We start from the raw sequence: 23,165 nt of genomic DNA, 5'->3' as shown, positions 1-23,165 counted from the left end.
GTTTTGCCATGCCGTGGATCCAACTAAAACTGAACACAACCGGCGCTAACGCCGAAGAGCTGAGCGATGCGCTGATGGAGGCCGGTTCGGTCTCTATCACCTTCCAGGACACGCATGACACGCCGGTCTTTGAGCCGCTGCCGGGCGAAACCCGCCTGTGGGGTGATACCGACGTTATTGGCCTGTTTGATGCCGAAACCGATATGAAAGAGGTTGTCGCGATTCTGGAGAATCATCCTCTGCTGGGCGCGGGTTTCGTGCATAAAATCGAACAGCTGGAAGACAAAGACTGGGAACGCGAGTGGATGGATAACTTCCACCCGATGCAGTTCGGCAAACGTCTGTGGATCTGTCCGAGCTGGCGCGATGTCCCTGATGAAAGCGCAGTCAACGTGATGCTCGACCCGGGTCTGGCGTTTGGTACCGGTACTCACCCAACCACGTCTCTGTGCCTGCAGTGGCTGGATGGTCTGGATCTGGACGGTAAGACAGTGATCGACTTCGGCTGTGGATCCGGGATCCTCGCGATTGCAGTCCTGAAGCTGGGCGCGGCAAAAGCCATCGGGATCGATATCGATCCGCAGGCGATTCAGGCCAGCCGCGATAATGCCGAGCGTAACGGCGTCTCCGATCGTCTGGAGCTGTATCTGCCGGATGCTCAGCCAGAAGCCATGAAAGCCGATGTGGTGGTCGCTAACATTCTGGCGGGCCCACTGCGCGAACTGGCTCCGTTAATCAGCGTGCTGCCCGTTGAGGGCGGTCTGCTGGGGCTTTCCGGTATCCTGGCAAGCCAGGCCGACAGCGTGTGTGAAGCCTACGCCGATCTCTTTGCCCTCGACCCGGTGGTGGAAAAAGAAGAGTGGTGCCGCATCACCGGGCGTAAAAAATAAGAATCTGGCGTGGTCATCTGACCACGCCTCTCACCCTCTGATAATCCTCTCTCCCCCGTTCATTCTTCGGTAAAATAACCCTACAAATCATGTTGATTTGTATTACAAAAATTCACCGGAAGAATATGATGACACACGTTACAGGCAAGGCAGCGCTGCTGGCGCTGAGCATGATTTCGGCTTCAGCATTTGCATCACACTGGAGCTATGAAGGGGAAGGTTCACCGCAACACTGGGGCGAGATGGACGAGGCATACAAGACCTGTCAAAACGGTATGAACCAGTCTCCTGTTAATATTGATTCGACCACTAACGCCCATCTCTCCCCGCTACAAACCCACTACGTTGATGGCCCTGTTACGCTGACGAACAATGGCCATACCATTCAGGCAGGTGAACAGGCGAACACCCGCGATACCCTTACTCTCGATAAGCAAACCTGGACGTTACAGCAGTTCCATTTCCACGCGCCGAGCGAAAACACCGTACATGGCAAGAGATACGCGATGGAAATGCATCTGGTTCATAAAAATGCCAGTGGGGAACTGACGGTGGTGGCGGTCATGTTTGATAAAGGGGCCGCAAACCCGGAGCTTGAAAAACTGTGGCGCGTTATGCCTCAGCAGGCCGAGCAGAACGTCTCCATCAAACAGGAGCTCAACCTGAACAAACTGCTGCCAAAAAATAAAACGTACTGGCGCTTTAGCGGTTCACTGACCACTCCACCGTGTTCAGAAGGCGTTACCTGGATTGTACTTAAACAGCCCCTGACGGTTTCTGCAGAACAACTTGCCAGATTCACCCAGACAATGCATCACGATAATAACCGTCCGGTACAGTCGCTGCATGGGCGCGTCGTGGTCGAATAACACGCATTTTTCGCATGACGATCATGTTCTAAAATGCGACGCAGATCGCAAAGAAGAAGGGAGATCTGCTGTTAAAAACAGCAGATTATCCCGCTTCAGCGACGCATTTATTCAGAAATGATGAGAAGTTACGGGAAATTGTAAGCGCCCATAAAATAACCATTACCATATAACTTAATGATTTAAATAATGAATAATTTTTAACGGGAAGATTGGGCGGCGATTCCTTGATCTACAACAGTGGATTGTTCAAAGTTTGGCCTTTCATCTCGTGCAAAAAATGCGTAATATACGCCGCCTTGCAGTCACAGTATGGTCATTTCTTAACTCATGCGCATCGGACACCACCAGCTTAGAAATCGCCTGATCGCAGCCCCAATGGCAGGTATTACAGACCGGCCGTTCAGGACGCTGTGCTATGAGATGGGAGCCGGTTTAACCGTATCCGAGATGATGTCGTCTAACCCGCAGGTTTGGGAAAGCGATAAATCCCGCCTTCGGATGGTGCACGTTGATGAACCAGGTATCCGCACCGTGCAAATTGCCGGAAGCGTGCCTGAAGAGATGGCAGATGCCGCGCGGATTAACGTGGAAAGTGGTGCCCAGATTATTGATATCAATATGGGGTGCCCGGCCAAAAAGGTGAATCGCAAGCTTGCAGGTTCAGCCCTTCTGCAATACCCCGACCAGGTGAAAGCTATCCTGACGGCGGTTGTCAGCGCGGTGGACGTTCCTGTTACGTTGAAGATTCGCACGGGTTGGTCGCCGGAACACCGTAACTGTGTAGAGATTGCCCAACTGGCCGAAGACTGTGGCATTCAGGCCCTGACCATCCATGGACGCACTCGCGCCTGTTTGTTCAACGGTGAAGCTGAATACGACAGCATTCGGGCAGTTAAGCAGAAAGTTTCCATTCCGATTATCGCGAATGGCGACATAACTGACCCGCTTAAAGCCAGGGCTGTACTCGACTATACGGGAGCTGATGCTCTGATGATAGGACGTGCAGCTCAGGGAAGACCCTGGATCTTCCGGGAAATCCAGCATTATCTGGACACTGGGGAGCTGCTTGCCCCGCTGCCTCTGGCAGAGGTTAAGCGCTTGCTTTGTTCGCATGTTCGGGAACTGCATGACCACTACGGTCAGGCAAAAGGGTACCGAATTGCGCGTAAACACGTCTCCTGGTATCTCCAGGAGCACGCTCCAGATGACCAGTTTCGGCGCACATTCAACGCCATAGAGGATGCCAGCGTACAGCTGGAGGCGTTGGAGGCATACTTCGAAAATCTTGCGTAATGAAATAAAGAGCTGACAGAACTATGTTCGAACAACGCGTAAATTCTGACGTACTGACCGTTTCTACCGTTAACTCTCAGGACCAGGTAACTCAAAAGCCCCTGCGTGACTCGGTTAAACAGGCACTGAAGAACTATTTTGCTCAACTGAATGGTCAGGATGTTAATGATCTGTATGAGCTGGTACTGGCTGAAGTTGAACAGCCACTGTTGGACATGGTGATGCAATACACCCGCGGTAACCAAACCCGCGCTGCGCTGATGATGGGTATCAACCGTGGTACTCTGCGTAAGAAACTGAAAAAATACGGCATGAACTGATACTAATCAGTTAAATGCTTGTTTAAAAAGGCGCTCTTCGGCATGGGGAAGCGCCTTTTTTATTACCTGCGCTTCTCCGTCAACGCATTGTAAACCTTCGCCTCTCCTGCTTTTCAACCCCGATTTTTCGTGTATATTTCCCCCACCTTACTGGCGCTCTTCCCGCGGAATGACACAATGATTCGTAAATACTGGTGGCTGGTTGTCTTTGCAATCTCCGTTCTCATTTTCGATGCACTCCTGATGCAGTGGATTGAACTGATGAGCACCGAAACCGATAAGTGTCGCAATATGAACTCCGTCAATCCGCTGAAACTCGTGAACTGCTCAGAGCTCGACTAACCGCCCGATTGCGCAAATCACCCCGTTATTACCCACTAAAAACGGGGATTTAAATCCCTTTGAGCCATTACCTGACGGTGATAATGTCTCGCCCTTCTCAACCGCTCTAGCGTAACCCCACACTCGAGTAGAACCGTCCATGCTGGTCAGCCAATACAACCATATCCTTGTCGTCCTCTCCTTTGTTGTTGCCATTCTTGCTGCATATACCGCGCTGAACATGGCTGCACGCGTCGCCGGGAGTGAGGGCGTCGCTGCCCGCGTCTGGCTGGCTGGCGGCGGTATTGCTATGGGGATTGGCGTGTGGGCCATGCATTTTATCGGCATGCTGGCGATGGACCTCTCCATGAGCATGAGCTACAACGCCACCCTGACGGTGCTATCCATGGTCATCGCCGTGGGTTCGTCGCTGTTTGCGCTATGGCTTGTGAGCTGCGAGCAACTACGCCTGCGCCGACTGCTGCCCGGCGCGCTGGTAATGGGAAGCGGTATTGTGGCCATGCATTACACCGGCATGGCGGCGCTGGAGGTGATGCCCGGGATAATCTGGGACAAGGTCTGGGTGGCCATTTCGGTCGTGATTGCGCTTGCCGCTTCGCTCGCGGCATTATGGCTGACCTTCCGCCTGCGTCGCGAAGCCGCGCAGGTCGTGCTGATGCGCATGGGTGCCGCCATCACGATGGGAATTGCCATTGCCGGCATGCACTATGCCGGGATGAAAGCGGCGCAGTTTCCGATGTCCACAATGGTTCACCATGAGGGTATCAACGGGAGCTGGCTGGCGGTGCTGGTCAGCGTCGTCGCGCTCTCTATTCTTGGGATCACCCTGCTGGTGTCGATGCTGGATGCCCGCCTTCAGGCACGCACCGCCCTTCTGGCCTCGTCGCTGGCAGAAGCTAACCGGGAACTCGCTCAGCTGGCGCTACACGATACCCTGACGCGTCTGCCCAACCGTATCCTGCTGGAAGACAGGCTCGATCAGGCCATCAGCAAAGCCGATCGTGAAGGGAATCACTTTGCCCTGATGTTCATGGATCTTGACGGCTTTAAAGCTATCAATGATGCCTACGGCCATGATGTCGGTGACAGGCTGCTGGTCGCCGTTACGCAGCGTCTGCTGCTTCTCCTGAAAGGCCAGTTCACCCTTGCACGCATCGGCGGTGATGAATTTGTTCTGCTGGCAGAGGGAGAAGGTCCGGACGACGCGGCATCGCTGGCGAATTCGCTGGTGCGCGCGATCGATAGCCCCTTCAATCTCAGCCCCTATGAACTGGTGGTGACCCTCAGCATTGGTATCGCGCTGTACCCTCACGACGGCAAAACCGAGCGTGAGCTGATGTTTAACGCCGACGCGGCGATGTATCACACGAAGCATATGGGCCGTAACGGTTACCACTTCTTCCAGCCCTCCATGAACACCCTGGCGCAGACCCATCTCCAGTTAATGAACGATTTGTGGATGGCGATCGATCGCAATGAGCTGCGCCTGCTGTATCAGCCAAAATTTCACGCCCCGGCGGGCCCGGTCCTCGGATTCGAGGCGCTGTTGCGCTGGCAGCATCCTAAGCAAGGGTTACTGACGCCGGACCTTTTTCTGCCGCTGGCGGAAAAAACGGGGCTGATCGTCCCGATTGGCAACTGGGTGATTAATGAAGCCTGTCGCCAGCTGCGGGAATGGCATCTTCAGGGACATCAAAGCTGGTCAATGGCGGTAAACCTGTCGACACTGCAGTTTGAACAACCTTCGCTGGTTAAAACGGTTCTCGACTGCCTGGCACTTCACCAGGTGCCACCGGAAATGTTGATCCTCGAAGTGACGGAAACCACGGCGATGAGCAACCCGGATGAGAGCGTACGGGTGCTGACAGAGCTGACGAATGCGGGGGTGAAGGCCTCCATTGATGATTTTGGCACCGGATATTCGAGCCTGCTGTACCTCAAGCGCTTACCGGCCTGTGAATTGAAAATCGACAGGGCGTTTGTGCAAGAGCTCAGCGGCGAGAGCGAGGATGCCACTATTGTCTCTGCGATTGTGGCTCTCGCTAAAACACTTAACCTGAAAGTTGTGGCTGAAGGTGTGGAAACCGAAGCGCAGCAAGCCTTTTTAACCGAGCTGGGCTGTAACACCCTTCAGGGTTATCTGTTAGGTAAACCCGTCAGCGCGCAGACCATAGAAGCACTTTGTGCCCGAGGGGAAATGTTACCCGGCGCTGAGCAATAAGCACCCTCATCTGGCGACACGCGAATAACCGGGAGTGTCGCCAGTATGCTATCGACCAGAGCGGGAGCCTGCTGATAAAGATTAAAACTGTCGTTATTCATTAACCAGTTTTTAATTATTCCGCTAAAAAAACCGTGGAATACAATCAAGGTGAGATCAACATTCACCTGTGGCGAAATGATGTTTCGCGAAATACAGGTCTCCAGCGTGGCGCGTAGCGTGTCATCGTTGAATCCGATACGCTTTCTAATTTCACGTTCAGAAATCATATCGCTGCTAAATTCACACTTATGATACAGAATTTGTAAAAGCGCACATTGCCGGGGTTCATTGGCAATATACTGCAGCGCAGTAATAAATTGCTCACGAAGTTTTAACAATGGATCGTCACTGTCGGAAAGGGAAAGCCTGTCGCGAATCATATCGCGAAGCGGTAATTGCTGTTCCCAGATGGCATTAAATATTTCAGATTTACTGGTGAAGTGCCAGTAGATCGCGCCGCGCGTCACCTTTGCAGCATCAGCGATATCCGTCAGCGTCGTGCTGGCTACGCCACGCGTGGCAAACTGTCCGATAGCCGCCTCAATCAGCTGCTGCCGGGTTTGTTGAGCCTCTTCTTTCTTTTTACGCGCCATAGGCAACTACTCGTTACTCACAAGGTTTAAAAGTAATATTGCGTTCATGCAAATGTAAGTATTCACTAAAATCCGTTTTAATTTTGCACAAAAAAAGTCACCCCTCTAAATTTATAATCAATATAAATATATCGCTCCAATTAAATTGGCGGAGTGAATAATTAAAAACATTAAACTCATTTACCTGATTAACATGCCTGAAGTATATCCCTGAATGGACCCGGTCTGATTCTGATTTTTTCTACAAACACGGTCATTCGCACTTATAAATTAAAAAACATTAAATACCCTCATTATTATACGCAGCTACATTTTATTTTTATCCCTCTGCCCTTGCTACCGATTCGCGGCATATATCGGTGAATGGGTATTTAAAGGAACAGTAATGACGAATCATTTCAGACGTTTGCCCTTAACCGGTTTCATTGTCTGCGCGGTACTGCTCACTGGATGCGATGGTCAGGAAAATCAACAGCAACACCAGCAGGCGCCTCAGGTCAGCGTGCATATTGTGAAAAGCGCGCCTCTGGCGGTCACCACTGAACTCCCGGGCAGAACAGATGCATTTCGCGTTGCGGAAGTTCGTCCTCAGGTTAGCGGCATTATCCTGCGCCGTAACTTCGCGGAGGGTAGCGATGTAAAAGCGGGCGAGTCACTTTACCAGATTGATCCTGCGCCCTATCAGGCAGCCTATGACAGCGCGAAAGGCGAACTGGCGAAGGCTCAGGCGGCGGCCAATATTGCGCACCTGACGGTGAAACGTTATCTCCCGCTGGTAGGCACCCAGTATGTCAGTAAGCAGGAGTATGACCAGGCCGTGGCGACGGCTCAGCAGGCAGATGCCAGCGTGGTTGCCGCAAAAGCGGGTGTTGAGAGCGCACGTATCAACCTTGCCTACACCAAAGTGACCTCTCCGGTTGATGGTCGTATCGGAAAATCCAGCGTGACCGAAGGGGCGCTGGTGACGAACGGGCAAGCCGCAGCGCTGGCAACGGTCCAGCTGCTCGATCCGATTTATGTTGATGTCACCCAGTCCAGTAATGATTTTATGCGCCTGAAACAGACGAGCCTGCAAAAAGGTGATATCGCCAGCAACGTTGAGCTGCTGATGGAGAACGGGCAGCCCTACCCGCTAAAAGGCACATTGCAGTTCTCTGACGTCACGGTCGATGAAAGTACCGGCTCGATCACCCTGCGCGCCATTTTCCGGAACCCTCAGCATCTGTTGTTACCCGGCATGTTTGTTCGCGCCCGCATTGATGAAGGCACCCAGCCGGATGCGATTCTGGTACCACAGCAAGGCGTGACCCGTACACCGCGAGGCGATGCAACCGTGCTGGTGGTGAACGATAAAAACCAGGTTGAGCCGCGAACCGTCGTGGCCCCTCAGGCAATTGGCGATCGCTGGCTGGTGACGGAAGGGCTGAAAAACGGTGACCGCGTGATAGTCAGCGGGCTACAGAAAGTCAGACCCGGGGTAACCGTCGTCGCCACGCCTGATATCACCACGACGCCAGCCGGTTAAGGGACGACGACATGGCTAATTTCTTTATTCAGAGACCGGTTTTCGCCTGGGTACTTGCCATCATTTTGATGATTGCAGGCGGGCTGGCCATTCTCAAACTTCCCGTCGCACAGTATCCGACCATTGCTCCTCCCGCCGTGGCGATATCAGCGACTTACCCGGGAGCGGACGCTCAAACGGTGCAGGATACCGTGACCCAGGTTATCGAACAGAACATGAACGGTATCGATAAGCTGATGTATATGTCCTCCACCAGCGATTCGGCGGGTAACGTCACCATCACCCTGACCTTCGAGTCAGGAACCGATCCGGACATCGCCCAGGTACAGGTGCAGAACAAGCTGCAGCTCGCCATGCCGCTGCTGCCGCAAGAGGTTCAGCAGCAAGGGATTGGCGTGGAGAAATCCAGCAGCAGCTTCCTGCTGGTCGCTGGCTTTGTTTCAGACAACAAAAATCTCACGCAGAATGACATCTCTGACTATATCGCTTCGAACGTCAAAGATGCCATCAGCCGAACGTCTGGCGTCGGTGACGTTCAGCTGTTTGGCGCCCAGTATGCGATGCGCATCTGGCTCGACAGCAACGCGATGAACAAATACCAGCTGACGCCGCAGGATATTATCAACCAGCTGAAAACGCAGAACGACCAGATAGCAGCAGGCCAGCTGGGCGGAACGCCGTCCATTCCCGGGCAGCAGCTGAATGCCTCGATCATCGCGCAAACCCGCCTGAAATCACCGGAAGAGTTTGGCCGCGTGACGCTCAAGGTGAATCAGGACGGCTCGATGGTTCATCTGAAGGACGTGGCTCGTATTGAGCTGGGTGGCGAAAACTACAACATGGTCACTAAAATCAACGGGCAGGCGGCAACCGGCCTGGGGATTAAGCTGGCAACCGGGGCAAATGCGCTGGACACCGCGGCAGCCATTAAGAGCAAGCTGGCGCAACTGCAGCAGTTCTTCCCGCAGGGGCTGAAAGTTGTCTATCCCTATGACACCACCCCTTTTGTGAAAATCTCCATTCACGAAGTGGTGAAGACCCTGTTTGAAGCGATCGTTCTCGTCTTCCTGGTGATGTACCTGTTCCTGCAAAACCTGCGGGCGACGCTCATCCCGACTATCGCGGTGCCGGTCGTTCTGCTGGGTACCTTTGCGGTTCTGGCGGCATTCGGTTTCTCCATCAACACCCTGACGATGTTCGGTATGGTGCTGGCGATAGGTCTGCTGGTCGATGACGCTATCGTGGTCGTTGAGAACGTTGAACGCGTCATGGTCGAAGACAAACTGCCGCCGAAAGAGGCCACGCAGAAGTCGATGGAGCAGATCCAGGGTGCACTGGTGGGGATCGCCATGGTGCTCTCGGCGGTCTTTATTCCGATGGCCTTTTTTGGCGGCTCAACGGGGGCGATCTATCGCCAGTTCTCGCTGACTATCGTTTCCGCGATGGCGTTGTCCGTACTGGTTGCGCTAATCCTGACGCCCGCACTCTGCGCAACGTTGCTTAAGCCCGTATCCGGCGACCATCATGAGAAGAAAGGCGGCTTCTTCGGCTGGTTTAATGCGCTCTTTGATAAAAGCGTGGAGCACTACAGCAACAGCGTGAGCGGTATTTTGCGTAAGACAGGGCGCTATCTGGCGGTGTACGTCATTATCGTCGGAGGGATGGCGGTGCTCTTCCTGCGCTTGCCTACCTCCTTCCTGCCCGAAGAGGATCAGGGGGTGTTTATGACGATGGTTCAACTCCCGGCGGGTGCAACCCAGACGCGTACTCAGCAGGTCCTCGATCAGGTTCAGGACTACTATCTGAACAACGAAAAGGCGAACGTGGAATCCGTCTTTACCGTAAACGGCTTTAGCTTTAGCGGCCAGGGTCAGAACGCCGGTATCGCCTTCGTCAGCCTGAAGCCCTGGGAGGAGCGCCCGGGGGCGGAAAACGGCGTCGAAACCATTGTGAGCCGCGCGACAAAAGCCTTCAGTCAAATTACAGATGGCCTCGTGTTCCCGTTTAACCTGCCTGCAATTATCGAACTGGGTACCGCCACGGGCTTCGATTTTGAATTGATCGATCAGGCCAACCTGGGGCATACCCAGCTGACGCAGGCGCGTAACCAACTGCTCAGCATGGTGCATGAGCACACTGACCTGCTGGTTCGCGTGCGCCCTAACGGTCTTGAAGATACGCCTCAGTTCAAGCTGGATGTCGATCAGGAGAAAGCGCAGGCGCTGGGCGTCAGCCTTTCTGACGTCAATCAGACGATTTCGACGGCCTTAGGTGGCACCTATGTGAATGACTTTATCGATCATGGTCGCGTGAAAAAGGTCTACGTACAGGCCGACGCAAAATTCCGTATGTTGCCGGGAGATATTAACAACCTTTACGTGCGCAGCGCGAATGGGGAAATGGTCCCGTTTTCAGCTTTCAGCAACGCTCGCTGGGTGTATGGTTCACCTCGTCTGGAACGCTATAACGGGATGCCCTCTATGGAGATACTGGGTGAATCAGCCCCGGGTAAAAGTACCGGTGAGGCCATGGCTATGATGGAAAGTCTCGCGGCAAAACTGCCTTCCGGCATCGGCTATGACTGGACGGGGATGTCTTATCAGGAGCGGCTCTCGGGTAACCAGGCGCCTGCCCTGTACGCCATTTCACTGATCGTGGTGTTCCTGTGCCTGGCTGCGCTGTATGAAAGCTGGTCCATTCCGTTCTCCGTTATGCTGGTTGTGCCGCTTGGGGTCATTGGGGCTCTTCTCGCAGCGTCGCTGCGCGGGTTAAACAATGACGTCTATTTCCAGGTCGGCCTGCTGACGACGATTGGTTTATCGGCGAAAAACGCCATCCTGATCGTCGAATTTGCTAAAGACCTGATGGATAAAGAAGGCAAAGGCATTATTGAAGCCACGCTGGAAGCTTCCAGGATGCGCCTTCGACCGATCCTGATGACATCCCTGGCCTTTATTCTTGGCGTCATGCCGCTGGTGATCAGCACCGGGGCCGGGAGCGGCGCGCAAAACGCCGTCGGTACGGGCGTTATGGGGGGAATGCTTTCCGCAACGCTTCTGGCGATTTTCTTCGTGCCCGTTTTCTTTGTGGTTGTTCGGCGACGGTTTACGCACCATAAAGGTTAATGTTTCCCTGAAAAGGCACCTCTGGTGCCTTTTTATTTTTAACTTAAACAACCAATTAGGTTTTACATAAAGGAAGCATTAAGAATATGATGATTTGCATTAAGTAAAAACAGTCTCTTGCAACTCCATAATGTCTCCATTAATTCCTCCTGAAACCGACTTTTCTCCACGATTTTTACAAACTACATAATTTGAGATTATTCCTCGTGTAACGAGGACTTACCCCGGTGGTAAAATAACCTCCAGTTCGTTAATAGCCCTCCTGGCTTTATAGCGGATGAGAAATAATACTGAGGTAACATCATGAAAAGATTCATTTCCGTTGCACTTCTCGCTGCGCTGCTTGCTGGTTGCGCGCACGATTCTCCATGTGTACCGGTTTACGACGACCAGGGCCGACTGGTTCATACCAATACCTGTATGAAAGGCACCACCCAGGATAACTGGGAGACTGCGGGTGCTATCGCCGGCGGTGCTGCCGCAGTAGCGGGTTTAACACTGGGTATTGTTGCCCTCACGAAGTAACATCTGTTGAGAAAGCGCGGCTCTGGCCGCGCTTTTGCTTTTAATGAGTGCAATATTTTCAAATAAGTAAAAAAATAGCCCTGTAAATATTCACTAAATTAATCTAAGCCTGAAGTCAGTCACAACTTTTTCGCATATTCATTCAAATTACTTATTCTATCGTGATGATTTTCACACATTAAGATTATTGAATACCCTGCCAATATTCACGCTGAAAACTATCTCTTCTTTTTCCTGACCCAACTCGCAACTTTTGCTCCGATTTGTGGCACAGGTTGTAATTTCGCACCGTTTCGGGGCGCTCGTTTTATTTAAGCCTGTCTACACTCAGCATTAAGCGTTCACTCGTCTCTTATTTTGTCGAACGCAAAACTGGCATTACGTTTGCTTTATAAACGTTGGCCAAAGCCACAGACAGGTAAAGCGTTTAAAAACGCCTCTATAACGATAAATTTCGCCACACAGGATGCATTATGAAAAAGACGATGATAGCCAGCCTGGCCGCTGCAGGCATGTTGTTTGCCGTAGCCGGTCAAGCCCATGCGGGAACGACACTGGATGCCGTTAAAAAGAAAGGTTTTGTTCAATGTGGTATCAGTGACGGTTTGCCTGGCTTCTCTTATGCCGATGCGAACGGCAAATTTACCGGTATTGATGTGGATGTCTGCCGTGGCGTTGCAGCCGCCGTTTTTGGCGATGACAGCAAAGTAAAATACACCCCGCTGACGGCGAAAGAACGCTTTACGGCGCTGCAGTCCGGCGAGGTCGACATGCTCTCCCGTAATACCACCTGGACTTCCTCCCGTGATGCAGGCATGGGGATGTCATTTACGGGCGTGACATATTATGACGGCATCGGCTTCCTGACCCACAATAAAGCCGGCCTGAAAAGCGCTAAGGAACTGGATGGCGCCACCGTTTGTATCCAGGCGGGCACCGATACCGAGCTGAACGTCGCAGATTATTTCAAAGCAAACAACATGAAATACACCCCGGTGACATTCGACCGCTCGGATGAATCGGCCAAAGCGCTGGAATCCGGCCGCTGCGACACGCTGGCCTCTGACCAGTCACAGCTGTATGCCTTACGCATTAAGCTGAGCAACCCGGCAGAGTGGATTGTCCTGCCTGAAGTCATCTCCAAAGAGCCTCTCGGCCCCGTCGTTCGTCGTGGTGATGAAGACTGGTTCTCCATTGTTCGCTGGACGCTGTTTGCCATGCTGAACGCAGAAGAGATGGGCATCAACTCTAAAAACGTTGATGAGAAAGCCGCTAAGCCATCCAACCCGGATATGGCGCACCTGCTCGGTAAAGAAGGTGATTTCGGCAAGGATCTGAAGCTGGATAACAAGTGGGCTTACAACATCATCAAACAGGTGGGCAACTACTCTGAGATCTTTGAGCGCAATGTGGGATCGGAAAGCCCGCTGAAGATCAAACGCGGCCAGAACAATCTCTGGAACAACGGCGGTATTCAGTACGCACCACCAGTACGTTAAGTCATAGCTGTAACGGGCACTGCTCCGGCAGTGCCCACTCCAGAGTCATGGTTACTGAGGTTTCTTTATGTCCCATCGCCGCTCAGCCGTAAAAGGATCGCTATCCTTTTCTCATCCCGCGGTCCGCGCCTGGCTATTCCAGATTATTGCTATTGTTGCGGTTGTTCTCATCGCCGTGTATCTCATCCATAACACCATCACCAACCTGAATAACCGCGGCATTACTTCCGGTTTCGCGTTTTTAGATCGCAGCGCGGGGTTTGGTATTGTTCAGCACCTTATTGATTACCAGGAAGGTGACACGTACGGACGCGTGTTCGTGGTCGGTTTACTGAATACGCTATTGGTATCGGCGCTTTGTATCGTCTTCGCGTCGATACTGGGCTTCTTTATTGGCCTGGCGCGTCTTTCTGAAAACTGGCTTCTGCGGAAACTGTCGACTGTTTACATCGAGACGTTCCGCAATATCCCCCCGCTCCTGCAGATCTTCTTCTGGTATTTCGCCGTACTGCGTAACCTTCCCGGTCCCCGCCAGGCCGTCGACGCGTTTGAGCTGTTTTTCCTGAGTAACCGTGGGTTGTCCATTCCTTCTCCTCAGCCGGGTGAAGGGCTGTACGCTTTTATCGGCGCGATTGTGATAGCGCTTGCGCTCTCTGCGGGGGTATTCCGTTTTAACCGCAAGCATCAGATCAAAACCGGTCAGCTTCGTAGAACCTGGCCCACGGCAGTTGTCCTGATCGTTAGCCTGCCGCTAATTGCACACTGGCTGTTCGGGGCCGCTTTGCACTGGGATATTCCACATCTGCGGGGCTTTAACTTTCAGGGCGGGATGGTATTAATTCCCGAGTTGGCAGCCCTGACGCTGGCGCTGTCGATTTATACGTCCGCGTTTATCGCAGAGATTATCCGTGCAGGGATCCAGGCCGTTCCTTATGGACAGCATGAGGCGGCACGCTCGCTGGGATTACCCCATACCGTGACGCTTCGCCAGGTCATCATTCCGCAGGCTTTACGGGTCATCATTCCACCCCTGACCAGCCAGTATCTCAATATTGTCAAAAACTCGTCGCTGGCCGCTGCGATTGGTTATCCGGATATGGTGTCACTCTTCGCCGGAACCGTGCTTAACCAGACCGGACAAGCCATTGAAACCATCGCCATCACGATGTCTGTCTATCTGATCATCAGCCTGGTGATTTCACTGCTGATGAACCTTTATAACCGCCGTATAGCACTGGTCGAGCGCTAAGGATCTATGATGACAAAAGCGATACTGTCGCACTCCTCGCGCCCTGCCAACTCGACAGTTGGACGTTTCATTCTGTGGGCGCGTAAGAATCTGTTCTCCAACTGGAGTAACAGCCTGCTGACGATTGTCTGCCTGTGGCTCATGTGGGAATTGATTCCTCCCCTGCTGAACTGGGCGTTTTTACAGGCCAACTGGGTCGGTTCAACCCGAGCTGACTGCACAAAAGCCGGCGCCTGCTGGGTGTTTATTCATGAGCGCTTCGGCCAGTTCATGTATGGATTGTATCCCCATGAACAGCGCTGGCGGATAAATCTGGCGCTGGTTATCGGCCTGCTCTCTGTCGCGGCTATGTTCTGGAAAAAGCTGCCACATCTTGGACGCTATATTGCTGCCTGGGCCGTAGTTTATCCGATTATTGTCTGGGTACTGTTGTATGGCGGTTTCCTGGGACTGGAACGCGTTGAAACACGCCAGTGGGGCGGGCTGACGCTGACGCTGATTATCGCTTCAGTGGGGATAGCCGGTGCTTTACCGTGGGGGATTTTACTGGCCCTAGGACGGCGTTCAAAAATGCCGATCGTCCGCGTGCTCTCCGTTATCTTCATTGAGTTCTGGCGCGGCGTACCGCTTATCACCGTGTTGTTTATGTCGTCGGTCATGCTGCCGCTGTTTATGGCAGAGGGAACAACCATCGACAAGCTGATCCGAGCCCTGGTGGGGGTGATTCTCTTCCAGTCCGCCTATGTCGCTGAAGTTGTACGTGGTGGTCTGCAAGCGTTGCCTAAAGGTCAGTACGAAGCGGCGGAATCACTGGCTCTCGGTTACTGGAAAACGCAGGGACTGGTCATTCTCCCACAAGCACTCAAGCTGGTCATTCCGGGTCTGGTCAACACGATCATTGCCCTCTTCAAGGATACCAGCCTGGTGATCATTATCGGATTGTTCGATCTCTTTAGCAGCGTGCAACAGGCAACAGTTGACCCTGTCTGGCTGGGTATGTCCACCGAAGGATATGTCTTTGCTGCCCTAATCTACTGGATCTTTTGTTTTAGCATGTCGCGCTACAGCCAGCATCTGGAAAAGCGCTTTAACACCGGGCGTACACCGCACTGAGGAAATTATGAGCCAAATAACTATGACACCCGCCGACGCGATGATTACGCTGGAAAATGTGAATAAATGGTACGGACAATTTCATGTCCTGAGGGACATTAATCTTAAGGTAAAGCAGGGAGAACGCATCGTCCTTTGCGGCCCTTCGGGCTCCGGAAAATCCACAACAATTCGCTGTATTAATCATCTTGAAGAACATCAGCAAGGACGCATTGTGGTTGATGGTATCGAGCTGAATGAAGATATCCGCAATATCGAACGCGTACGTCAGGAAGTAGGAATGGTATTTCAGCACTTTAATCTGTTTCCGCACCTGACCGTTCTGCAGAACTGTACGCTTGCGCCGATTTGGGTACGAAAGATGCCGAAAAAGGAAGCGGAGGCGTTGGCAATGCACTACCTGGAACGCGTACGTATCGCAGAGCATGCCAATAAGTTCCCTGGCCAGATATCGGGTGGCCAACAGCAGCGTGTGGCTATCGCCCGTTCGCTGTGTATGAAGCCGAAAATTATGTTGTTTGATGAACCGACATCTGCCCTCGATCCGGAAATGGTGAAAGAGGTTCTGGACACCATGATTGGGCTGGCACAATCCGGTATGACCATGCTCTGTGTGACGCATGAGATGGGGTTTGCGCGAACCGTGGCCGACCGGGTGATCTTTATGGACCGCGGCGAGATTGTTGAACAGGCGCCGCCGGATGAGTTCTTTGCCCATCCGAAGTCAGAACGTACGCGAGCATTCCTGTCACAGGTAATTCATTAGGTGTTTGCTCTGCCGGGTGGAGGCTCGCCTTACCCGGCCTACCTTTTTTCGCCCATAAACGCAAAAAGGCCATCCTTTCGGATGGCCTTTTCACTTATTTGATGTCTGGCAGTTCCCTACTCTCACATGGGGAGACCCCACACTACCATCGGCGCTACGGCGTTTCACTTCTGAGTTCGGCATGGGGTCAGGTGGGACCACCGCGCTAAAGCCGCCAGACAAATTCTTTTACTTCTTGCCGAACTTTAACCTAAGTATAAAGTGGTGCTGATACCCAGAGTCGAACTGGGGACCTCACCCTTACCAAGGGTGCGCTCTACCAACTGAGCCATATCAGCACGCTAAATTTGATGCCTGGCAGTTCCCTACTCTCACATGGGGAGACCCCACACTACCATCGGCGCTACGGCGTTTCACTTCTGAGTTCGGCATGGGGTCAGGTGGGACCACCGCGCTAAAGCCGCCAGGCAAATTCTGTTAATCTGTATCAGGCTGAAAATCATGTCTGTCTCATCCGCCGAAACAGCTTCGGCGTTGTAAGGTTAAGCCTCACGGTTCATTAGTATCGGTTAGCTCAACGCATCGCTGCGCTTACACACCCGACCTATCAACGTCGTAGTCTTCAACGTTCCTTCAGGACCCTTAAAGGGTCAGGGAGAACTCATCTCGGGGCAAGTTTCGTGCTTAGATGCTTTCAGCACTTATCTTTTCCGCATTTAGCTACCGGGCAGTGCCATTGGCATGACAACCCGAACACCAGTGATGCGTCCACTCCGGTCCTCTCGTACTAGGAGCAGCCCCCCTCAATTCTCCAGCGCCCACGGCAGATAGGGACCGAACTGTCTCACGACGTTCTAAACCCAGCTCGCGTACCACTTTAAATGGCGAACAGCCATACCCTTGGGACCTACTTCAGCCCCAGGATGTGATGAGCCGACATCGAGGTGCCAAACACCGCCGTCGATATGAACTCTTGGGCGGTATCAGCCTGTTATCCCCGGAGTACCTTTTATCCGTTGAGCGATGGCCCTTCCATTCAGAACCACCGGATCACTATGACCTGCTTTCGCACCTGCTCGAGCCGTCACTCTCGCAGTCAAGCTAGCTTATGCCATTGCACTAACCTCCTGATGTCCGACCAGGATTAGCTAACCTTCGTGCTCCTCCGTTACTCTTTGGGAGGAGACCGCCCCAGTCAAACTACCCACCAGACACTGTCCGCAACCCGGATTACGGGTCTACGTTAGAACACCAGCCATTAAAGGGTGGTATTTCAAGGTCGGCTCCACGCAGACTGGCGTCCACGCTTCAAAGCCTCCCACCTATCCTACACATCAAGGACCAGTGTTCAGTGTCAAGCTATAGTAAAGGTTCACGGGGTCTTTCCGTCTTGCCGCGGGTACACTGCATCTTCACAGCGAGTTCAATTTCACTGAGTCTCGGGTGGAGACAGCCTGGCCATCATTACGCCATTCGTGCAGGTCGGAACTTACCCGACAAGGAATTTCGCTACCTTAGGACCGTTATAGTTACGGCCGCCGTTTACCGGGGCTTCGATCAAGAGCTTCGCGTTGCCGCTAACCCCATCAATTAACCTTCCGGCACCGGGCAGGCGTCACACCGTATACGTCCACTTTCGTGTTTGCACAGTGCTGTGTTTTTAATAAACAGTTGCAGCCAGCTGGTATCTTCGACTGATTTCAGCTCCACCCGCAGGGGCTTCACCTACATATCAGCGTGCCTTCTCCCGAAGTTACGGCACCATTTTGCCTAGTTCCTTCACCCGAGTTCTCTCAAGCGCCTTGGTATTCTCTACCTGACCACCTGTGTCGGTTTGGGGTACGATTTCGTGTTACCTGATGCTTAGAGGCTTTTCCTGGAAGCAGGGCATTTGTTACTTCAGCACCGTAGTGCCTCGTCATCACACCTCAGCGTTAAAAGGTACCGGATTTACCTGGAACCTCCGCCTACATGCTTAAACCGGGACAACCGTCGCCCGGCTAACATAGCCTTCTCCGTCCCCCCTTCGCAGTAACACCAAGTACAGGAATATTAACCTGTTTCCCATCGACTACGCCTTTCGGCCTCGCCTTAGGGGTCGACTCACCCTGCCCCGATTAACGTTGGACAGGAACCCTTGGTCTTCCGGCGAGCGGGCTTTTCACCCGCTTTATCGTTACTTATGTCAGCATTCGCACTTCTGATACCTCCAGCATGCCTCACAGCACACCTTCAACGGCTTACAGAACGCTCCCCTACCCAACAACGCCTAAGCGTCGCTGCCGCAGCTTCGGTGCATGGTTTAGCCCCGTTACATCTTCCGCGCAGGCCGACTCGACCAGTGAGCTATTACGCTTTCTTTAAATGATGGCTGCTTCTAAGCCAACATCCTGGCTGTCTGTGCCTTCCCACATCGTTTCCCACTTAACCATGACTTTGGGACCTTAGCTGGCGGTCTGGGTTGTTTCCCTCTTCACGACGGACGTTAGCACCCGCCGTGTGTCTCCCGTGATAACATTCTTCGGTATTCGTAGTTTGCATCGGGTTGGTAAGCCGGGATGGCCCCCTAGCCGAAACAGTGCTCTACCCCCGAAGATGAGTTCACGAGGCGCTACCTAAATAGCTTTCGGGGAGAACCAGCTATCTCCCGGTTTGATTGGCCTTTCACCCCCAGCCACAAGTCATCCGCTAATTTTTCAACATTAGTCGGTTCGGTCCTCCAGTTAGTGTTACCCAACCTTCAACCTGCCCATGGCTAGATCACCGGGTTTCGGGTCTATACCCTGCAACTTAACGCCCAGTTAAGACTCGGTTTCCCTTCGGCTCCCCTATACGGTTAACCTTGCTACAGAATATAAGTCGCTGACCCATTATACAAAAGGTACGCAGTCACACCACGAAGGTGCTCCCACTGCTTGTACGTACACGGTTTCAGGTTCTTTTTCACTCCCCTCGCCGGGGTTCTTTTCGCCTTTCCCTCACGGTACTGGTTCACTATCGGTCAGTCAGGAGTATTTAGCCTTGGAGGATGGTCCCCCCATATTCAGACAGGATACCACGTGTCCCGCCCTACTCTTCGAGTTCACAACCTGTGCTTTCGTGTACGGGACTGTCACCCTGTACCGTGCGACTTTCCAGACGCTTCCACTAACACACAAGCTGATTCAGACTCTGGGCTGCTCCCCGTTCGCTCGCCGCTACTGGGGGAATCTCGGTTGATTTCTTTTCCTCGGGGTACTTAGATGTTTCAGTTCCCCCGGTTCGCCTCGTTAACCTATGTATTCAGTTAACGATAGTGTGTCGGAACACACTGGGTTTCCCCATTCGGACATCGCCGGGTCAAAGGTTCATATCACCTCGCCGGCGCTTTTCGCAGATTAGCACGTCCTTCATCGCCTCTGACTGCCAGGGCATCCACCGTGTACGCTTAGTCGCTTAACCTCACAACCCGAAGATGTTTCACTTCTGATTGCGAAAATTTGAGAGACTCGAACACACATAACATGTGTGTCGTTTCAATTTTCAGCTTGATCCAGATTTTTAAAGAGCAAATATCTCAAACGTCACCCGAAGATGAGTTTTGAGATATGACGGCAGGTGACTTTCACTCACGAACCAGCAAGTGGCGTCCCCTAGGGGATTCGAACCCCTGTTACCGCCGTGAAAGGGCGGTGTCCTGGGCCTCTAGACGAAGGGGACGTGAAGTCTCAATCGCAAGACGCCTTGCTATTTACTTTTCATCAGACAATCTGTGTGGACACTACAAAGGCAGGTTCTTTAAGGTAAGGAGGTGATCCAACCGCAGGTTCCCCTACGGTTACCTTGTTACGACTTCACCCCAGTCATGAATCACAAAGTGGTAAGCGCCCTCCCGAAGGTTAAGCTACCTACTTCTTTTGCAACCCACTCCCATGGTGTGACGGGCGGTGTGTACAAGGCCCGGGAACGTATTCACCGTAGCATTCTGATCTACGATTACTAGCGATTCCGACTTCATGGAGTCGAGTTGCAGACTCCAATCCGGACTACGACGCACTTTATGAGGTCCGCTTGCTCTCGCGAGGTCGCTTCTCTTTGTATGCGCCATTGTAGCACGTGTGTAGCCCTACTCGTAAGGGCCATGATGACTTGACGTCATCCCCACCTTCCTCCAGTTTATCACTGGCAGTCTCCTTTGAGTTCCCGGCCGAACCGCTGGCAACAAAGGATAAGGGTTGCGCTCGTTGCGGGACTTAACCCAACATTTCACAACACGAGCTGACGACAGCCATGCAGCACCTGTCTCAGAGTTCCCGAAGGCACCAATCCATCTCTGGAAAGTTCTCTGGATGTCAAGAGTAGGTAAGGTTCTTCGCGTTGCATCGAATTAAACCACATGCTCCACCGCTTGTGCGGGCCCCCGTCAATTCATTTGAGTTTTAACCTTGCGGCCGTACTCCCCAGGCGGTCGACTTAACGCGTTAGCTCCGGAAGCCACGCCTCAAGGGCACAACCTCCAAGTCGACATCGTTTACGGCGTGGACTACCAGGGTATCTAATCCTGTTTGCTCCCCACGCTTTCGCACCTGAGCGTCAGTCTTTGTCCAGGGGGCCGCCTTCGCCACCGGTATTCCTCCAGATCTCTACGCATTTCACCGCTACACCTGGAATTCTACCCCCCTCTACAAGACTCTAGCCTGCCAGTTTCGAATGCAGTTCCCAGGTTGAGCCCGGGGATTTCACATCCGACTTGACAGACCGCCTGCGTGCGCTTTACGCCCAGTAATTCCGATTAACGCTTGCACCCTCCGTATTACCGCGGCTGCTGGCACGGAGTTAGCCGGTGCTTCTTCTGCGGGTAACGTCAATTGCTGTGGTTATTAACCACAACACCTTCCTCCCCGCTGAAAGTACTTTACAACCCGAAGGCCTTCTTCATACACGCGGCATGGCTGCATCAGGCTTGCGCCCATTGTGCAATATTCCCCACTGCTGCCTCCCGTAGGAGTCTGGACCGTGTCTCAGTTCCAGTGTGGCTGGTCATCCTCTCAGACCAGCTAGGGATCGTCGCCTAGGTGAGCCGTTACCCCACCTACTAGCTAATCCCATCTGGGCACATCTGATGGCAAGAGGCCCGAAGGTCCCCCTCTTTGGTCTTGCGACGTTATGCGGTATTAGCTACCGTTTCCAGTAGTTATCCCCCTCCATCAGGCAGTTTCCCAGACATTACTCACCCGTCCGCCGCTCGCCGGCAAAGTAGCAAGCTACTTTCCGCTGCCGCTCGACTTGCATGTGTTAGGCCTGCCGCCAGCGTTCAATCTGAGCCATGATCAAACTCTTCAATTTAAGTTTGATGCTCGTGAATTAAACTTCGTAATGAATTACGTATGTTCACTCAGAGACTTGGTATTCATTTTTCGTCTTGCGACGTTAAGAATCCATGTCACTTTGAGTGCCCACACAGATTGTCTGATAAATTGTTAAAGAGCAGTGCAACGCGGCTTTCGCTCACCGTTGCGAGGTGGCGTATATTACGCTTTCCTCTTTCAGAGTCAACCCGTTATTTCAGAATTTTTCTCTTCAACCGACCGGCTTGTTTGTGAAGTGTTTCACATCCGCCGTGTCGATGGAGGCGCATTATAGGGAGTTCTCAGCTGGCCGCAACCGCTAAATGACAGAAAAATGACTGACTGCTGCATTCCACAGCAAAACCCCGCCTTATACCCTTTTATGCACAAAGTTATCCACAATCATGAGCGGGTCGCGATGCGATCCCACGAATTGAGCGAGAAGATCAACTATACTAGCGGCAAATATTCTCCCCTGTGCAGGCCCCCCTCATGACCACACAACGCCTCGCCCGCGACTGGCGTCTCCCTACCGCAGGTTTGCTGCTGCTGGCAATCCTCTTTGCGGGTTTTACCCTGCATGCGCACTGGAACGCCTTTATCCAGTGGTGTCTCGCCACGCAAATTACGCTGCACCGCTATCTGGTGATGTATCTGCTGCAGCTTAATAACCACCAGTACAGCGGCGGATTATGGCTGTTAACGGGGGCTTTCCTTTATGGTGTCCTTCACGCCATTGGACCCGGACACGGAAAGTTCATCGTGACGACCTATCTGACCACCAATAAGGAAAGCGAACTGGCAGCCCGGGTTGTCCCCTTCCTGGGTAGCCTGATGCAGGGCGTCAGCGCCATTCTGTTTGTCTTTATTCTGGCGGTGGGGTTTAACCTCGCCTCAGGGGATATCAGTACCAGCCGCTGGTACGTGGAAAAGATAAGCGCTGTGCTTATTGGCGCATTCGGTGCATTCGTTATTTACCAGGCGCTGAAGAGCCTGCGCCCGCGCAGAATGACTATCTCCGCCATCAAGCCGCTTCATCAGCATGATGAACACTGTGGCTGCGGCCACCACGGCGTGGGGGTAAACCTGACACAAGGCGACTGGAAAACGCGCCTGGGCGTCATTCTGGCGATTGGCGCACGCCCGTGCAGCGGGGCGATCATGATTCTGATGTTTTCGAACGCGCTGGGCATTGTCACTTGGGGAGTGGCTGCGGTCATGACCATGTCTTTGGGCACCGCACTTTCTATTGTGGGGCTTTCCCTGGCTGTACGTTACGCCCGCGAGCGCACGGTGACCTGGTTCGGAGAAAGCGCCTCATTGAGATGGTTGGTACCGGCAGTCAAAATAGCCGGAGGGATAGTCCTGATCCTGTTTGCGACGGTGCTGTTCCTGACGGTGATCCCCGTCAGTGCCAATGGCGACTACATCGCTGCCGGATGTTAATAAAAGAAAACCCGCCG

Annotated in this window: 15 protein-coding genes, 2 tRNA genes and 4 rRNA genes; 14 read left to right on the top strand and 7 right to left on the bottom strand. The window is 52.9% G+C overall.

What is annotated here, in order from left to right:
- The first annotated feature begins 8 nt into the window (after positions 1-8).
- From prmA to FOY96_RS01830, 6 genes are all read left to right on the top strand, one after another.
- Entirely contained in the window at positions 9-890 is an 882-nt protein-coding gene (gene prmA, locus FOY96_RS01855; RefSeq protein ID WP_143346420.1) for a 50S ribosomal protein L11 methyltransferase, read from the top strand.
- A gap of 128 nt (positions 891-1,018) precedes the next feature.
- Positions 1,019-1,759 (top strand): carbonic anhydrase, encoded by a 741-nt coding sequence (locus tag FOY96_RS01850; protein ID WP_143347744.1) that lies wholly within the window; start codon positions 1,019-1,021, stop codon positions 1,757-1,759.
- Positions 1,760-2,089: 330 nt separating this feature from the next.
- On the top strand, positions 2,090-3,055 hold the full coding sequence (gene dusB / locus FOY96_RS01845; RefSeq protein ID WP_023309409.1) for a tRNA dihydrouridine synthase DusB: 966 nt from the start codon (positions 2,090-2,092) through the stop codon (positions 3,053-3,055).
- Positions 3,056-3,078: 23 nt separating this feature from the next.
- Positions 3,079-3,375 (top strand): DNA-binding transcriptional regulator Fis, encoded by a 297-nt coding sequence (fis, locus tag FOY96_RS01840; RefSeq protein WP_000462905.1) that lies wholly within the window; start codon positions 3,079-3,081, stop codon positions 3,373-3,375.
- A gap of 177 nt (positions 3,376-3,552) precedes the next feature.
- Entirely contained in the window at positions 3,553-3,717 is a 165-nt protein-coding gene (locus FOY96_RS01835; protein WP_008502862.1) for a DUF2556 family protein, read from the top strand.
- Between the two features lie 139 nt (positions 3,718-3,856).
- On the top strand, positions 3,857-5,938 hold the full coding sequence (locus FOY96_RS01830) for a putative bifunctional diguanylate cyclase/phosphodiesterase (protein WP_064673384.1): 2,082 nt from the start codon (positions 3,857-3,859) through the stop codon (positions 5,936-5,938).
- On the opposite strand, the gene envR is transcribed toward FOY96_RS01830, so the two are convergent.
- Positions 5,854-6,573 carry an acrEF/envCD operon transcriptional regulator gene (gene envR / locus FOY96_RS01825; protein WP_143346419.1) on the bottom strand — a complete coding sequence of 240 codons (720 nt, stop codon included), beginning with the start codon at positions 6,571-6,573 and terminating at the stop codon, positions 5,854-5,856. The genes FOY96_RS01830 and envR overlap by 85 nt on opposite strands.
- Before the next feature lie 385 nt (positions 6,574-6,958).
- Here envR and FOY96_RS01820 point away from each other — a divergent pair, with 385 nt between their 5' ends.
- From FOY96_RS01820 to FOY96_RS01790, 7 genes are all read left to right on the top strand, one after another.
- A complete protein-coding gene (locus FOY96_RS01820; RefSeq protein WP_143346418.1) occupies positions 6,959-8,098 on the top strand; it encodes an efflux RND transporter periplasmic adaptor subunit in 1,140 nt (379 codons plus the stop codon).
- 11 nt (positions 8,099-8,109) lie between these two features.
- Positions 8,110-11,223, top strand: coding sequence for an efflux RND transporter permease subunit (locus FOY96_RS01815; RefSeq protein ID WP_143346417.1), 3,114 nt, complete (start codon positions 8,110-8,112; stop codon positions 11,221-11,223).
- Between the two features lie 303 nt (positions 11,224-11,526).
- On the top strand, positions 11,527-11,748 hold the full coding sequence (locus tag FOY96_RS01810; RefSeq protein WP_008502867.1) for a lipoprotein: 222 nt from the start codon (positions 11,527-11,529) through the stop codon (positions 11,746-11,748).
- A 473-nt stretch (positions 11,749-12,221) separates the two neighbouring features.
- Positions 12,222-13,247, top strand: a complete 1,026-nt coding sequence (locus FOY96_RS01805; RefSeq protein ID WP_023333654.1) for an amino acid ABC transporter substrate-binding protein — start codon at positions 12,222-12,224, stop codon at positions 13,245-13,247.
- A gap of 67 nt (positions 13,248-13,314) precedes the next feature.
- Positions 13,315-14,496: an amino acid ABC transporter permease gene (locus FOY96_RS01800; RefSeq protein WP_032639774.1), complete on the top strand. Its 1,182-nt coding sequence runs from the start codon at positions 13,315-13,317 to the stop codon at positions 14,494-14,496.
- A 9-nt stretch (positions 14,497-14,505) separates the two neighbouring features.
- Positions 14,506-15,609 carry an amino acid ABC transporter permease gene (locus tag FOY96_RS01795; protein WP_143347743.1) on the top strand — a complete coding sequence of 368 codons (1,104 nt, stop codon included), beginning with the start codon at positions 14,506-14,508 and terminating at the stop codon, positions 15,607-15,609.
- 7 nt (positions 15,610-15,616) lie between these two features.
- Positions 15,617-16,375: an amino acid ABC transporter ATP-binding protein gene (locus tag FOY96_RS01790; protein ID WP_023309440.1), complete on the top strand. Its 759-nt coding sequence runs from the start codon at positions 15,617-15,619 to the stop codon at positions 16,373-16,375.
- Between the two features lie 103 nt (positions 16,376-16,478).
- On the opposite strand, the gene rrf (FOY96_RS01785) is transcribed toward FOY96_RS01790, so the two are convergent.
- The 6 genes from rrf (FOY96_RS01785) to FOY96_RS01760 form a co-directional block, all read right to left on the bottom strand.
- A 5S ribosomal RNA gene (gene rrf, locus FOY96_RS01785) occupies positions 16,479-16,594 on the bottom strand.
- A 43-nt stretch (positions 16,595-16,637) separates the two neighbouring features.
- Positions 16,638-16,713: transfer RNA gene (locus FOY96_RS01780), tRNA-Thr, on the bottom strand.
- Between the two features lie 14 nt (positions 16,714-16,727).
- Positions 16,728-16,843 (bottom strand): 5S ribosomal RNA (gene rrf / locus FOY96_RS01775).
- Between the two features lie 70 nt (positions 16,844-16,913).
- Positions 16,914-19,816, bottom strand: a 23S ribosomal RNA gene (locus FOY96_RS01770).
- 182 nt (positions 19,817-19,998) lie between these two features.
- Positions 19,999-20,074, bottom strand: a tRNA-Glu gene (locus FOY96_RS01765).
- Positions 20,075-20,158: 84 nt separating this feature from the next.
- Positions 20,159-21,700, bottom strand: a 16S ribosomal RNA gene (locus FOY96_RS01760).
- Together the 16S, 23S and 5S rRNA genes with 2 tRNA genes alongside form the textbook arrangement of a ribosomal RNA operon.
- A gap of 494 nt (positions 21,701-22,194) precedes the next feature.
- Between FOY96_RS01760 and FOY96_RS01755 the strand changes: the two genes are divergently transcribed.
- Positions 22,195-23,148 carry a nickel/cobalt transporter gene (locus FOY96_RS01755; RefSeq protein ID WP_143346416.1) on the top strand — a complete coding sequence of 318 codons (954 nt, stop codon included), beginning with the start codon at positions 22,195-22,197 and terminating at the stop codon, positions 23,146-23,148.
- The last annotated feature ends 17 nt before the right edge of the window (positions 23,149-23,165 follow it).

The sequence above is a fragment of the Enterobacter asburiae genome, from assembly GCF_007035645.1.
GTDB lineage: Bacteria > Pseudomonadota > Gammaproteobacteria > Enterobacterales > Enterobacteriaceae > Enterobacter > Enterobacter asburiae_B.
This window is presented reverse-complemented; position numbering and strand designations above follow the sequence as displayed.

What these genes read in the sequence shown, in the direction of transcription:
- prmA (WP_143346420.1), top strand. Translation starts at nt 9, where the DNA reads ATGCCGTGGATCCAACTAAAACTGAACACAACCGGCGCTAACGCCGAA.
- FOY96_RS01800 (WP_032639774.1), top strand. Translation starts at nt 13,315, where the DNA reads ATGTCCCATCGCCGCTCAGCCGTAAAAGGATCGCTATCCTTTTCTCAT.
- dusB (WP_023309409.1), top strand. Translation starts at nt 2,090, where the DNA reads ATGCGCATCGGACACCACCAGCTTAGAAATCGCCTGATCGCAGCCCCA.
- FOY96_RS01815 (WP_143346417.1), top strand. Translation starts at nt 8,110, where the DNA reads ATGGCTAATTTCTTTATTCAGAGACCGGTTTTCGCCTGGGTACTTGCC.
- FOY96_RS01810 (WP_008502867.1), top strand. Translation starts at nt 11,527, where the DNA reads ATGAAAAGATTCATTTCCGTTGCACTTCTCGCTGCGCTGCTTGCTGGT.
- FOY96_RS01790 (WP_023309440.1), top strand. Translation starts at nt 15,617, where the DNA reads ATGAGCCAAATAACTATGACACCCGCCGACGCGATGATTACGCTGGAA.
- FOY96_RS01755 (WP_143346416.1), top strand. Translation starts at nt 22,195, where the DNA reads ATGACCACACAACGCCTCGCCCGCGACTGGCGTCTCCCTACCGCAGGT.
- FOY96_RS01820 (WP_143346418.1), top strand. Translation starts at nt 6,959, where the DNA reads ATGACGAATCATTTCAGACGTTTGCCCTTAACCGGTTTCATTGTCTGC.
- FOY96_RS01830 (WP_064673384.1), top strand. Translation starts at nt 3,857, where the DNA reads ATGCTGGTCAGCCAATACAACCATATCCTTGTCGTCCTCTCCTTTGTT.
- FOY96_RS01835 (WP_008502862.1), top strand. Translation starts at nt 3,553, where the DNA reads ATGATTCGTAAATACTGGTGGCTGGTTGTCTTTGCAATCTCCGTTCTC.
- FOY96_RS01850 (WP_143347744.1), top strand. Translation starts at nt 1,019, where the DNA reads ATGACACACGTTACAGGCAAGGCAGCGCTGCTGGCGCTGAGCATGATT.
- fis (WP_000462905.1), top strand. Translation starts at nt 3,079, where the DNA reads ATGTTCGAACAACGCGTAAATTCTGACGTACTGACCGTTTCTACCGTT.
- FOY96_RS01795 (WP_143347743.1), top strand. Translation starts at nt 14,506, where the DNA reads ATGACAAAAGCGATACTGTCGCACTCCTCGCGCCCTGCCAACTCGACA.
- FOY96_RS01805 (WP_023333654.1), top strand. Translation starts at nt 12,222, where the DNA reads ATGAAAAAGACGATGATAGCCAGCCTGGCCGCTGCAGGCATGTTGTTT.
- envR (WP_143346419.1), bottom strand. Translation starts at nt 6,573, where the DNA reads ATGGCGCGTAAAAAGAAAGAAGAGGCTCAACAAACCCGGCAGCAGCTG.